Annotated in this window: 14 protein-coding genes and 3 tRNA genes; 4 read left to right on the top strand and 13 right to left on the bottom strand. The window is 42.4% G+C overall.

Annotated elements, in window-relative coordinates; translation table 11 throughout:
• Window positions 1-228, bottom strand: a complete 228-nt coding sequence (locus ICN47_RS10345; RefSeq protein ID WP_216219855.1) for an acyl carrier protein — start codon at window positions 226-228, stop codon at window positions 1-3.
• A complete protein-coding gene (locus tag ICN47_RS10340; protein WP_216219854.1) occupies window positions 228-677 on the bottom strand; it encodes a DUF4118 domain-containing protein in 450 nt (149 codons plus the stop codon). The genes ICN47_RS10345 and ICN47_RS10340 overlap by 1 nt, the downstream gene beginning before the upstream one ends.
• Window positions 678-712: 35 nt before the next feature.
• On the opposite strand from ICN47_RS10340, the gene ICN47_RS10335 reads away from it, so the two are divergent.
• The 3 genes from ICN47_RS10335 to ICN47_RS10325 are packed head-to-tail and all read left to right on the top strand — an operon-like array spanning window position 713 to window position 3119.
• Window positions 713-1585, top strand: a complete 873-nt coding sequence (locus tag ICN47_RS10335) for a carboxylesterase (protein ID WP_216219853.1) — start codon at window positions 713-715, stop codon at window positions 1583-1585.
• A 16-nt stretch (window positions 1586-1601) separates the two neighbouring features.
• Complete coding sequence (locus tag ICN47_RS10330; RefSeq protein ID WP_216219852.1) at window positions 1602-2339, top strand: sterol desaturase family protein; 738 nt, start codon at window positions 1602-1604, stop codon at window positions 2337-2339.
• An 18-nt stretch (window positions 2340-2357) separates the two neighbouring features.
• Entirely contained in the window at window positions 2358-3119 is a 762-nt protein-coding gene (locus ICN47_RS10325) for a MipA/OmpV family protein (RefSeq protein WP_216219851.1), read from the top strand.
• 30 nt (window positions 3120-3149) lie between these two features.
• Here the strand turns inward: ICN47_RS10325 and ICN47_RS10320 are convergent, their stop codons facing one another.
• The 7 genes from ICN47_RS10320 to gltX all read right to left on the bottom strand — a co-directional run bounded on the left by ICN47_RS10320 (window position 3150) and on the right by gltX (window position 7325).
• A complete protein-coding gene (locus ICN47_RS10320; RefSeq protein ID WP_216219850.1) occupies window positions 3150-4220 on the bottom strand; it encodes a sterol desaturase family protein in 1071 nt (356 codons plus the stop codon).
• A gap of 104 nt (window positions 4221-4324) precedes the next feature.
• Window positions 4325-5191 (bottom strand): outer membrane protein, encoded by an 867-nt coding sequence (locus ICN47_RS10315; protein ID WP_216219849.1) that lies wholly within the window; start codon window positions 5189-5191, stop codon window positions 4325-4327.
• A gap of 47 nt (window positions 5192-5238) precedes the next feature.
• The gene (locus ICN47_RS10310) at window positions 5239-5463 is read right to left on the bottom strand and encodes a hypothetical protein (protein WP_216219848.1); all 225 of its coding nucleotides are present in this window, start codon (window positions 5461-5463) and stop codon (window positions 5239-5241) included.
• A gap of 79 nt (window positions 5464-5542) precedes the next feature.
• A tRNA-Asp gene (locus ICN47_RS10305) sits at window positions 5543-5619 on the bottom strand.
• 42 nt (window positions 5620-5661) lie between these two features.
• Window positions 5662-5737, bottom strand: a tRNA-Glu gene (locus tag ICN47_RS10300).
• 36 nt (window positions 5738-5773) lie between these two features.
• Window positions 5774-5849 (bottom strand) — tRNA-Ala (locus ICN47_RS10295).
• A gap of 81 nt (window positions 5850-5930) precedes the next feature.
• Window positions 5931-7325 (bottom strand): glutamate--tRNA ligase, encoded by a 1395-nt coding sequence (gene gltX / locus ICN47_RS10290; RefSeq protein ID WP_216219847.1) that lies wholly within the window; start codon window positions 7323-7325, stop codon window positions 5931-5933.
• A 64-nt stretch (window positions 7326-7389) separates the two neighbouring features.
• Here gltX and ICN47_RS10285 point away from each other — a divergent pair, with 64 nt between their 5' ends.
• A complete protein-coding gene (locus ICN47_RS10285) occupies window positions 7390-8355 on the top strand; it encodes an Hsp33 family molecular chaperone HslO (protein ID WP_216219846.1) in 966 nt (321 codons plus the stop codon).
• 13 nt (window positions 8356-8368) lie between these two features.
• Here the strand turns inward: ICN47_RS10285 and ftsB are convergent, their stop codons facing one another.
• From ftsB to ICN47_RS10265, 4 genes are read right to left on the bottom strand one after another with little or no spacing between them, the layout of a single operon-like run.
• Window positions 8369-8680 carry a cell division protein FtsB gene (gene ftsB / locus ICN47_RS10280; protein WP_216219845.1) on the bottom strand — a complete coding sequence of 104 codons (312 nt, stop codon included), beginning with the start codon at window positions 8678-8680 and terminating at the stop codon, window positions 8369-8371.
• An 18-nt stretch (window positions 8681-8698) separates the two neighbouring features.
• Window positions 8699-9985 (bottom strand): phosphopyruvate hydratase, encoded by a 1287-nt coding sequence (gene eno / locus ICN47_RS10275; protein ID WP_216219844.1) that lies wholly within the window; start codon window positions 9983-9985, stop codon window positions 8699-8701.
• 59 nt (window positions 9986-10044) lie between these two features.
• Window positions 10045-10908: a 3-deoxy-8-phosphooctulonate synthase gene (kdsA, locus tag ICN47_RS10270; protein ID WP_216219843.1), complete on the bottom strand. Its 864-nt coding sequence runs from the start codon at window positions 10906-10908 to the stop codon at window positions 10045-10047.
• 9 nt (window positions 10909-10917) lie between these two features.
• Window positions 10918-12579 carry a CTP synthase gene (locus tag ICN47_RS10265; protein WP_216219842.1) on the bottom strand — a complete coding sequence of 554 codons (1662 nt, stop codon included), beginning with the start codon at window positions 12577-12579 and terminating at the stop codon, window positions 10918-10920.
• Window positions 12580-12623 lie beyond the last annotated feature (44 nt).

The following is a 12623-nucleotide window of genomic DNA, read 5'->3' as shown; positions in this document are numbered from 1 at the left end:
TTACTTTACTGAATCGATCAAATTAGCCACATCTTGTATTGTGGTGACTTTGAAATCTTCATTTGGAAGCCGAACTTCAAAATAATCTTCCAAGTCAAATAATAATTCGATTTTTCCAAGAGAATCAACCCCTAGAGATTCTAGAGTTGTTTCAGGTCCGATTTCATTGATATTTCTATCGAATCGCTCAGCCACTTGATGAAGAAGGGCATTAATAGTGTCTGACATTATTTATCTTTTTTTAAGGCATTCATGAGGTCATTATCGCGGTGCAATAAAATTAAATAACGCGATTCCGCAACCAATAAAAGCAACTTTGTTTTATATCGCTCACGCTGCAAATATTCGATTAAACCGATGCAAGCAATACCTAGTAAAAAATTTAATATCCATACTTGAAGGTCATGATAATTAAAGATAAATTCACCAAAGGGAGGGACAAACCAATAATTAGCGTATCCAGTACCCAAAATAATAAACACTAGAGCTGGCCAAAAACCAAAGAAATACGCCGCAAATATGCCCGCCAAATAGTAAAATTTATACGGATTTTCAGAATAAAAATTCATGCCAGTCAAATGCAGTAAGACTGTTAGAAATATAAACTCAAGGGCTAGGCATATGGAAATAACCCAGATGGGGAATTGGCACCATTTTTTTGCGTTATTTATGATCATTTTGATTTTACCTTCATAAGGCCTAAAATGCCTACATGAATAGTCCCCAACCTTGCTCACCCATTATTGTACTATTTCATGGGCTTTCCTCCTCCCCAATCGAGTTGAACTATTTGGGGGACATTTTGCGAAAGAATGGATTTCGAGTCGAAACACCCGCCTTGAAGGGTTATGGTTTTGGTGATCAAGCTGGCAATTGGAAAGAGTGGCTTTCTGAGGCCTGCGCTTTTGTCCATCAATTACAAAATACAGAGTCTGCCCCAATATCCGTAGGTGGCATCTCACTTGGTGCAACTTTAGCGCTAGGCGTTGCATCAACGCTTGATGGTATTAATGCAATCGTATGTCTTTCCACTACATTAAATTACAACGGCTGGGCTAGCCCGTGGTATCGCATATTTACCAGGCTTGGCATTTGGCTCGGCTTAGGTGAGCGTTTTAAATATAAAGAACGTGACCCATTTGGAATCAAAAATATCCAAATTCGAGCACATATAAAGAAGGCTATGTTGAACTTCGATATTTCTGAAGTAGGCGGTTCATATATGACGCTAAATCACATCTTTCAAGCGGATAAATTATGCTTTTACGTTAAAAAGAACCTGTCTAATGTAAATGCCCCCTTGCTAGCAATTCACGCAATAGATGATGAAATTGCTCACCCGAATAATGTTGAGCTTCTAACAAATTCAGTAAGTTCGGAAATAAAAAGAACAATTTATCTTGGTAATAGCTATCACATGATCACGGTTGATAATGAACGTGAAACGGTTGCTTATGAGACAGCTGATTTTTTTAAAGAAATGCATGACAACTTAGCCGTTATAAAAATTAAAAATAAAATCATTTCTCCTGAATTGCAGCGCTTTCTAAGATTAGAAAAGACGCAACGCGATCTCAATACTTAATTAAGGAAATTAGCTGGTGTTAATTTCTGAGATTTCTATTTTTATCAGCATTGCTGTGGTGGGTATTTTTATTGGGATAGAAAAAATTCGGCCTTTGCATCCATATGGCTCAGACAAATCATGGCTTCTTAGACTTTTTATCTTTGGCGGCCTTGGTGTATTCCTAACAACAGTAATTGGTATTTATTTGGTTCCGCATTTAGGGCGCATCGCCCTTTTCCCCAGTTTATCTCGCTTTTTTCTCAATACTCCTGATTGGCTGAACGGCCTGATTGCTTATGTTTGCATCAGCTTTTTTGTTTATTGGTGGCACCGTTTACGTCATCATAATAATCTCATGTGGAGAATTTTTCATCAGATACACCATAGTACGCATCGCATAGAAGCCTTAACAGCAATATACGCGCACCCAAGTGATTTTTTGGCAAATGCCTTCATTATTAACATTGTTTCTTATTCCCTCTTAGGCTTGAATATAGAATCCTCAGCTTGGGCATCTCTTTGGGTTGGCATCTTTGAATTTTGGGAGCATACCAATACACCAACACCCCGTTGGCTAGGCTATATTATTGTGAGACCCGAAATGCATCGCATCCATCATGAGCATAATCGCCACACTAATAATTACGGTATTCCGATATGGGATATTCTTTTTGGGACTTATGAGAACTCATCACGTAAAGTAGAGTGTGGGTTTGATCTTGATTCAGAGCGCAAAGTAAAACAGATGTTATCTGGTCGCGATATTAATTGAGATAAACCTCATTAACCAATGCGTAGCTCCCTTTTTCTTCTTCTTTTCTTGTATTCCTTGCGCTGCTTAGCGCAAGATCAAACTATCGACGACGATTTACCCGATCATATAGTTGGTGATATTGGCTTGGCAACCTATACCTCTAATTTGCATCTAGGCACTTACGGTACGCAAACATTTGTTGCGCCTTATGCCTTTGCAAATTATGAACGTGCTTTTGTGCGTATTGATATGTTTGGCATCAAGACGGCCAAAATTGGTTATGGCTATCTTGAGATTACTGGAAAGGCAATTCTTGATAATTATGTTGTGAAGTCATCCTATACAACAAATACTATTGTGAAGCGCTATCCACTTCCCATTGGCATTGGCACTTTTCAGGAAACCCCAATTGGTGCATTTCTTATCAATGCCTATCATGACTTTAGTCAATCTAAGGGCGCATTGTATGAATTTTCCTATTTTGGAAAAATTGAAACAATCAAAAATATTACCCTTTATCCGCAGTTTGGTATTGAAAAACAATCAAGTCAATACGCAAACTATTACTATGGCGTAACAGGCCAACAAGCCAATACTATCGGCTATCAAAGTTACACGGCCCCTGCTACAACCAATTTAATGGCAGGCTTCTTATTAGAAATTCCGATTATTGATAGCTGGTATATCAATGTTTATGGAAAGCGCAAGTGGATGGGAAGTGGGATTAGTAATAGTCCCGTGATGAGCCGATCCTTCCAAGATAATCTTTTTATGGCCCTGGCTTATAGATTTGAATAAAAATGCTTTTGAATGGGTAGCATAAGCTATTCACTTTTTTGATTCCATAAAATATCCAACGTAATATAAGCCAATACAAATAATTGTTACGTCTAAAATTTTCTCAGGATAATTAAACCGATTCCCATCAATATAAAAATTGATAGAAAACATCACGGTTAAAGAAAAAATGCCTAGTGCGGCATATTTTTGATATCCGCTTAAAGGAGGGTTATAGACTTCATGAGACGGTTTAATGTTTGGCAAATGCACCTCTTTTTTTGCCTCTGGATCCCAAGCAGGACTCTTCAAAAGGATCGAGAATATATTAACTGGTCCAGAGGATTTGCATATCTTGGTGTATAAACCAGCAAATATAGAGCTAAGGGCCCAGATTGGATTCCATGAATTTAATGGGGTTTGAGTGCCGTAAATACACTTACCCTCCTCTTTCTGATAAGTTCCAAAAATACGGTCCCAAATAATTAAAACGGCACCAAAATTCTTATCTATGTATTCATGATTAATGGAGTGATGAACGCGATGATTGGATGGGGTTGAAAAAAAACTATCAATCCATCCCAATTTACCGATATGTTCGGTGTGAATCCAGAATTGATAGATTAATACAATGAAGCCAACTAGTACAAATTCATATGGCGGTATTCCGACAAGCGCCATTACTGCGAAAAATATGCAGGCAATGATGGGAAAAAAACTCTCTTGTCTTAATGCCGTAGAAAAATTAAATAATTGACTTTGATGATGAATAACATGGGAGCCCCAAAGTAAAGCTGATTGATGACTTAGTCTATGCAGCCAATAGTCTAAAAAATCATAAACTAAAAATGCACAAATCCAACCATACCAAGCTTCCCAAAATAGACCAAAAGATGTAAACCCGATATATTGATATACCAATTCATAGGCCCCGATTTGAAAAAAAATAAGGCACATCAAAATAGCTTGACTCAGAAGACCTTGACTAAGACTGCTGATGGTGTCGTTTAGGCGATATGTATTTTTTTTAATCAAAAGTCCATAAATAAATTCACCTAACATCAAAATAAGGAAAATTGGGATGGCTAAAAGGACGACCTGATTAAGCAGCTGAATGTTCATACTCCTATTTTAGCGGGGGCTCAACAGTTCGTCACAGAGCCTACCTTCTATAAATTTTGAATAGAAGGCATTCGAGCAACCTAATAATATGTATCTACCTAATTCTAAAAAAGCTTGTTAAGAGTAAGGCCTATTGTCTGAACCATTGCAGTGCCAGTGGAGCTGCCAATCAAAAAACCAGTGGTGGGAGGATTGGAAAATGGAGAGACACGATTAGAAGTCTTATTCTGAGTCATTGCATAGGTATAGTTTAGATCCAAGAACCAGTTTTTATCTATGAAATATGAGCCGCCAATCATTGCGGCACCTCCGTAAACCCATTGCGAAGAAATAAAAGATTGTGGCGCACCACTGACATCTACAGTGCGACCATCAATCTGTGCATATCCAACCAATCCATTAGTGGTTGACCTTACTTGGGAATATGTCGGTCCTACACCAAAATAAATCATCCCCTTTTCTAGAGCCTTACCAAAGTATGGAATGAATGATATTTGATTGGTAATGGATTTTTGATATGAACTTGTCACCGCATTGCCACCAGTCAACGGCTTGCCATTGGGAAAAGTTCCGTATTGAGGTAGCTGAACATTGTACGTAGTCGCCGGGGAGCCGCCAATATAGCTGTATGATAATTTTGTACCCCACAAATAATTTGAGTCCTCAAATTTTTTAAAATATCCTATCTGCACAGATGGTGAGATTGACTTTGTGGGACCAAAAACGACCCCAGTCTCACCGCTGCCAATTCCACTTGCTGATCTGCCGGCAACAGTATCTGTGGTGAGCCCTGTACCTGAGAGTGTTTGACCGTTGAATTGTGTTGAGTTAGTTCCGACACCAATGCCAACATAAGTACCCGAATTAGGCACATCTGAGTCAGAAGATTGCTGCGCATAGGATAAGGGCATGTAAGCAGTCATTGAAATAGCAACTGGGGCAAGCGTGGCAAGTTTGAATTTAAAAGACATATTGAATTTCCTGACAAATGAATGGGTCGAGTATAGAGAGAAAAACCTTACCCAAGATTTTCTAAATCTTTTGTAAGAATTCTTCTGATCACCCTAATGGTGACTTCTGGATGCAACATTGCCAATCGCTCCTGAATAAGAGTTGATCTTCTTGTTAAAGAATCGATATGTTCACCAACATTTCGATTAGCCTCAAGCACATCTTCTATTAAAGTAGTTTCAGCATAGCTAGGTCTTTGACCAGCAGGAGTATTTTTCTTATTTGAAGGCATAAAGTTTGAGCTATTAAATACACCACATAAGACAAATAAATAAAAAAGCCCGATTTCTCGGGCTTTTCGTCACTTATTCTGGCGGAGCGGACGGGACTCGAACCCGCGACCCTCGGCGTGACAGGCCGATATTCTAACCAACTGAACTACCGCTCCAAATTACAACGAGCACTACATTTAAAACTAACCAAAAAAAACTGGCGTCCCCAGGGGGATTCGAACCCCCGTACTCACCGTGAAAGGGTGATGTCCTAGGCCTCTAGACGATGGGGACCTGGACTACTACAAATACGTCTCTATTTTAAATGCTTGGTGGAGATAAGCGGGATCGAACCGCTGACCTCTTGCATGCCATGCAAGCGCTCTCCCAGCTGAGCTATACCCCCGAAATCTCGCAATAAAACTACAAGACACTCAAAACAATCCAAGATTTTAGCCTATTTTTGTGCGAGTGCGCAAATTGACTACTAGACCACCTTGGAGAGCCTTTTAATTGCTTCATCCTTGCCCAAAACCACCAATACAGAATCGATCGCTGGAGTCTGGGTTGTAGCAAATAAGGCGTATCGAACGGGCATCGCCAAGGCTGGCATTTTAATTTGGTGCTGAGCCAAAATCTGCTTAAATGCAGCACCGTATGCTTCTTTACTTTGCTCCGAGGAGTCAAGGACACGAATAAAATCCTTGAGGACTGGAATAATCGCCTGAGGAATATTTTCAGCCAACTGTTCTGCGCTTGGGTTAGGCGGCGGCAAATAAAATAATTTAGCCCCCTCTGCTATTTCAATCAAAGTATTCGCACGATCCTTCAGCAACCCAACTACCTGCACAAAATGAGGTCCACTTTCTGTGTCAATTCCTAATGCATGTGCAAAGGGCTTAACTGCAAGCGCTAATTTCTCTGGATCTGCTTGTTGAATGTATTGGTGATTTAACCAGAGCAATTTTTCTGGATTATGTTGAGCGGGAGAGCGACCTAAACTTTCCAGATCAAACCAATCAACAAACTGCTCTTTAGTAAATACCTCCGCATCACCATGAGACCAACCAAGACGCGCAAGGTAATTCAGAATAGCCTCAGGCAAGTATCCTGCTTTCTGATAATCGCGCACGCTCATAGCGCCATTGCGCTTACTCATTTTTTCACCACTATCATTTAAGACTGTTGGTAAATGTGCATAGACAGGAGGTGCCCCGCCCAAAGCCTTCATAATATTGATCTGCCTAGGGGTGTTGTTGACATGATCATCTCCACGTATTACATGGGTAATATTCATATCCAAGTCATCAACGACAACGCAGAAGTTATAGGTTGGCGTGCCATCAGGACGAGCGATCACCAAATCATCCAACTCATCATTGCTGATTTCAATCGTCCCTTTAACAGCATCATTCCAAATAACACTGCCTCCAATGGGATTCTTAAAGCGGATTACCGGAAGAATGCCCTCGGGAATGGGTGGAAGCGCCTTACCAGGTTCAGGCCTCCATAGACCGTTATAGCGCGGCTTCTCTTTATTGGTCATTTGTTCGTCGCGAAGCTTATTCAATTCCTCTTCACTCATGTAACAAGGGTATGCAAGTCCAGCATCTAGCATGTGCTTAACAACTTCGCGATATCGATCAATACGTTGCATTTGGTAAATTGGACCCTCATCCAAATCCAGGCCTAACCAAGACATTCCCTCAATAATGACGTCCACAGCCTCCTGAGTAGAACGCTCAAGATCAGTATCTTCAATCCTCAAAATAAAGTCGCCTTTATTGTGGCGAGCAAATGCCCAGGGATAGAGAGCGCTGCGAAGGTTGCCCAGATGAATAAAGCCCGTGGGACTAGGGGCGAAACGTGTACGAATATGCATAAATTACATTATCTCAGGTCAGACTTATTGACGGCAAAATTAAAAAACATGGATACTTTGCCTTATGAATGAATTGTTAGTGTTTATGTGTGATGGGGCCCCTGTTCGCGGGGAAATTGTATCCATTGGGACTGCCTGGCAGGCAGTGTTAGAGCGTCGTAATGACCCTCCAGCCATACGCAAAATCTTGGGGGATTTTGTGGGTGCTGCAACCCTCCTGACGGCAAGCCTGAAATTTAATGGGACTCTCATTATTCAAGCTCAAAGTAAGGGTCCAATTCAGCTACTAGTTGTGGAATGCAAGTCCGACTTATCGATGCGTGCCACAGTAAAGCTATCCGTAGACCCCTCTAAAATCTCTCCAGATGCTAGCTTAGGTGAGCTGTTGGATGCCAATAACACTGGAAGACTAGTGATCACCTTAGACCCCGCTGATCGCGAACCAGGTCAACCGCCCTACCAGGGTATCGTTGCCCTACAAGATCATCAAGGCACGGTGATTAAGCCCGTTACAAGCGCAGCTGAAGCCATTGCCCTCTATATGCAGAACTCTGAACAGCTGGAAACGCGCATTTGGCTAAGTTCGAATGAAACTCATGTGGGTGGCTTGCTATTACAGCGACTTCCAGACTCGGGTGGCCATGCTCACTTAGATCCACAGGTGGCAGCCGAGGGATGGTCTCGCATTCAAACCTTAGGTGAAACTATTACCAGCGAAGAATTACTTACCCTGCCACCCGCAACAATATTACGTCGCTTATTTCTGGAGGAGTCTGTGGAAAACGGGGTACGAAGCTTTCCACCCCGTCCAATCAGTTTCGCCTGCCGTTGCTCACGCGCTAAGGTTGCCGATGTTCTCAGAATGCTTGGTCAGGATGAAGTGCAGAGCATTATTGACGAACAGGGCATTGTGGAGACTTTCTGCGATTTTTGCGCAAAGCCCTATCGCTTTGATGCCGTGGATTGTGAGCAGGTATTTAAAACAGATTTACTCAGTGATGCAACACGACCCCCGTCGGGCGGCCATTAAACACCAGAATAATTTATTTAGCACCTTCTTCTTTGGTGCTGGCAGAGGATTTATCAGCTGGGAGGATTTGAACAAAGAACTCACCTTCTTTTATGAGACCATGCTCAACACGAGCGCGCTCTTCAATGGCTCGCGTGCCATCCTTCAAATCTTTTACGTCACCTGATAATTTTGCATTGCGTAGAGCCAAGAGACTATTTTTTGCCTCTTGTAGCTCTACCTGTTTTTCCATTTCATAAACTTTAATCCATCCACCCTTCCCCAGCCAAAGCGGGTACTGGATTGCAATGAGCAATACCAGCATAGAGTAAATGACTATCCGCATTATCTAAAGGAAATAATCTTAACGATGCAGATTATAAAAAACAGATTTGCCAGGATAAGTGGCTACATCGCCTAAATCTTCTTCGATTCTCAATAACTGATTGTATTTAGCAATACGATCTGAGCGAGATAAGGAACCCGTTTTGATTTGACCAGCATTAGTGCCAACAGCAATATCAGCAATAGTACTGTCCTCAGTTTCACCAGAGCGATGTGAAATGACAGCCGTGTAATTAGCACGCTTAGCCATTTCAATTGCGGCGAAAGTTTCTGTCAGGGTTCCAATCTGATTAATCTTAATCAAGATCGAGTTTGCAATCCCCTTATCAATACCTTCTTTAAGAATGCGAGTATTGGTAACAAAAAGATCATCGCCTACTAGTTGAATTTTTTTACCTAATTTTCTCGTGATATCGGCCCAGCCATCCCAATCGCTTTCATGCATGCCATCTTCGATTGACACAATTGGAAATTGATCAGCCAATTGACCCAAATAATCTGCGAATTCACCAGAGCTGAGTTGCAGACCCTCTCCAGATAAATGGTATTTACCATCTTTATAAAACTCACTAGCAGCGCAGTCTAAAGCCAATAAGACATCCTCACCAGCTTGATATCCAGCACCTTCAATGGCCTTCATAATCGTTTGCAAACACTCTTGATTGCTCTTGAAGTTAGGAGCAAAACCACCCTCATCACCAACGGTAGTTGGCATACCTTGAGAGCCAATGATCTTTTTGAGTTCATGAAAAATCTCTGCGCCACAACGCAAGGCTTCCCGGAAACTTTGCGCACCAACTGGCATCACCATAAATTCTTGAATATCTAGGCTGTTATTGGCATGTGCACCACCATTTACGATGTTCATCATAGGAACGGGTAACTGCATGCCACCTGAGCCGCCAAAATAACGATAAAGAGGTAATCCAGCTTCCTCAGCAGCCGCTCTAGCGACAGCCATTGACACTGCTAATGTAGCGTTAGCACCAAGACGAGCCTTGTTATGAGTACCATCTAACTCAATCAAGGTATGGTCCAAGAAGGCCTGCTCACTCGCATCTAAGCCTAGGATGGATTCAGCAATTTCAATATTGATATTTTGAACTGCCTTGAGAACACCCTTACCCAGATATCGAGCCTTATCACCATCTCGCAATTCGATCGCCTCACGAGAGCCTGTAGAGGCACCTGATGGAACTGCAGCGCGACCCATTACGCCCGATTCAAGCAATACGTCGCACTCTACAGTTGGGTTGCCGCGTGAATCTAAAACTTCTCTACCGATGATGTCAACAATGGCGCTCATGCACCTTCTCCTTAAAACAATTTGAAATTGGGTTAATTAAACCTACTCTATTTAATAAATTACTTAAAACTATCTTCTAGAAATGAACCACTTTTCTTAACAACCGAATCGATCGCAACAAGTGACTCAAGCAATTCTTTCATTCGGTTTAACGGCACCGCATTGGGACCATCGGAGAGTGCCTTTGCAGGATCTGGGTGAGTTTCCATAAACAAGCCACTCACACCAACAGCTACTGCAGCTCTAGCCAACACAGGGACAAACTCGCGCTGACCACCACTTGAATTGCCTTGACCACCTGGCAACTGGACTGAATGAGTAGCATCAAATACCACAGGTGCTTGAGATTCCCGCAAAATGGCTAGACTTCTCATATCCGATACGAGATTGTTATAACCAAATGAGGCGCCGCGCTCGCAGACCATAAACTGGTCCGGCAGATTTTTCTCAGCTGCAGCAACCCGTGCCTTTTCAATAACATTAAGCATTTCTTGTGGGGAAAGAAATTGCCCTTTTTTGAAGTTCACTGGTTTTCCGCTTTGCGCACAAGCACGAATAAAGTCTGTTTGGCGACAAAGAAAAGCCGGAGTTTGCATCACGTCAACCACCTCAGAGACAGACTTAATCTCGCTAATATCATGCACGTCCGTCAAAATAGGAACGCCTATTTGCTTTTTGACTTTAGCCAAGATTTCAAGCCCCCTATCCATTCCAAGACCTCTAAAAGAAGTGCCCGAAGAGCGGTTGGCTTTGTCAAAAGAGGATTTGTAGATAAACGGAATGTTTAGTGAGGAAGTAACTTCCTTTAATTGGCCAGCAACATCAATAGCCGACTGCTCAGACTCAATGACACAGGTACCAGCAATGAGAAAGAAGCGATGATGCAAACCAACATCAAACCCACAGAGCTTAAATGTACTCATATATTCTCTTTACGCAACTTGCTTTAATGCAAGAGTTTGATGCTCAAGGGCCGCACTGATGAAGGCGGAGAATAAGGGGTGACCATCGCGTGGCGTAGAGGTAAATTCAGGGTGGAACTGCACCCCAAAGAACCAAGGATGCATGGAGTCAGGCAACTCCATCATTTCAGGCAATGACTCATTCGGCGTTCTAGCAGAAATAATTAATCCCGATTGCTCTAGCCTGGGAACGTATGTATTGTTTACTTCGTAACGATGGCGATGACGCTCGTTCACTTCATCGCCATAAATTCGATGTGCCAATGTTCCCTGTTTCACAGGACAACGTTGCGATCCTAGGCGCATAGTGCCCCCGAGATCAGAATCATTAGTTCGCTTCTCAACACGCCCTTCTCTATCAAGCCACTCTGTAATGAGCGCGACCACTGGATTGTTGGTTTCAGGATCAAACTCGGTACTATTTGCTTGCGCAATGTTGGCAACGTGCCTTGCAAACTCAATAATTGCCAGTTGCATTCCAAGACAAATGCCAAGGTATGGGACGTTATTTTCGCGAGCATAGCGGATAGCAGAAATTTTCCCTTCTGTTCCCCGTTTCCCGAAGCCGCCAGGCACAAGAATTGCATCAAGATTTGTTAGGCAATCTACACCGTCTTTTTCAATCACTTCTGAGTCAATGTAGTTGATATTGACTTTAGTGCGAGTATGTATTCCAGCATGGCGCAATGCTTCAATCAGAGACTTGTAGGATTCAGTAAGCTCAACATACTTACCCACCATCCCGATAGTAACTTCATGCTGAGGATTGGCCATTTCGTAAACCAGGTTTGCCCATACAGACAAATCTGCAGGCTCAGCATTTATTTGCAGCTCACGACAAATCAGGTCGTCCATGCCTTGTGCATGAAGCATTTCTGGAATTTTGTAAATCGTATCCACATCCCAAACTGAAATAACAGCTTCTTCCCTGACATTAGAAAAGAGCGAAATTTTTGCGCGCTCATCTTCTGGAATGGGACGATCTGCTCTGCATAACAAAACAGTCGGCATGATGCCGATCTCACGCAATTTCTGAACTGAATGCTGAGTTGGCTTAGTTTTAAGCTCACCTGCGCTACTAATAAAAGGGACGAGAGTCAGATGGACAAAGGCGCAGCTATGAGGGGGAAGACGTAGACTCATTTGTCTAGCTGCCTCTAAAAATGGTAGCGACTCGATGTCACCAACGGTTCCACCAATTTCGCAAATGGCGACATCGGCCTGACCGTCATGACTGGCCTTAGCGCCTCGCTCAACAAAAGCTTGAATTTCATTTGTAATATGTGGAATAACTTGAACAGTCTTTCCAAGATACTCTCCGCGACGTTCCTTACTGATAACAGATTCATAAATCTGTCCAGTAGTGAAGTTATTACTCTTACGCATTTTCGCGGAAACAAAGCGCTCATAGTGACCTAAATCTAAGTCAGTTTCAGCGCCATCTTCAGTAACAAAAACTTCCCCATGCTGAAGCGGGCTCATAGTGCCCGGATCGACGTTGATATAGGGGTCTAATTTTAGGAGGGTGACTTTCAGGCCGCGGGATTCGAGAATCGCGGCAAGCGAGGCAGCTGCGATTCCTTTCCCTAAAGAAGAAACCACACCACCAGTGACAAAAACGTATTTGGTCATCGCTTAAGCTCTGTTGGAAAAAGTAATTATAACGACACGAATAA

It is taken from the genome of Polynucleobacter sp. AP-Latsch-80-C2, assembly GCF_018882185.1.
Lineage (GTDB): Bacteria > Pseudomonadota > Gammaproteobacteria > Burkholderiales > Burkholderiaceae > Polynucleobacter.
This window is presented reverse-complemented; position numbering and strand designations above follow the sequence as displayed.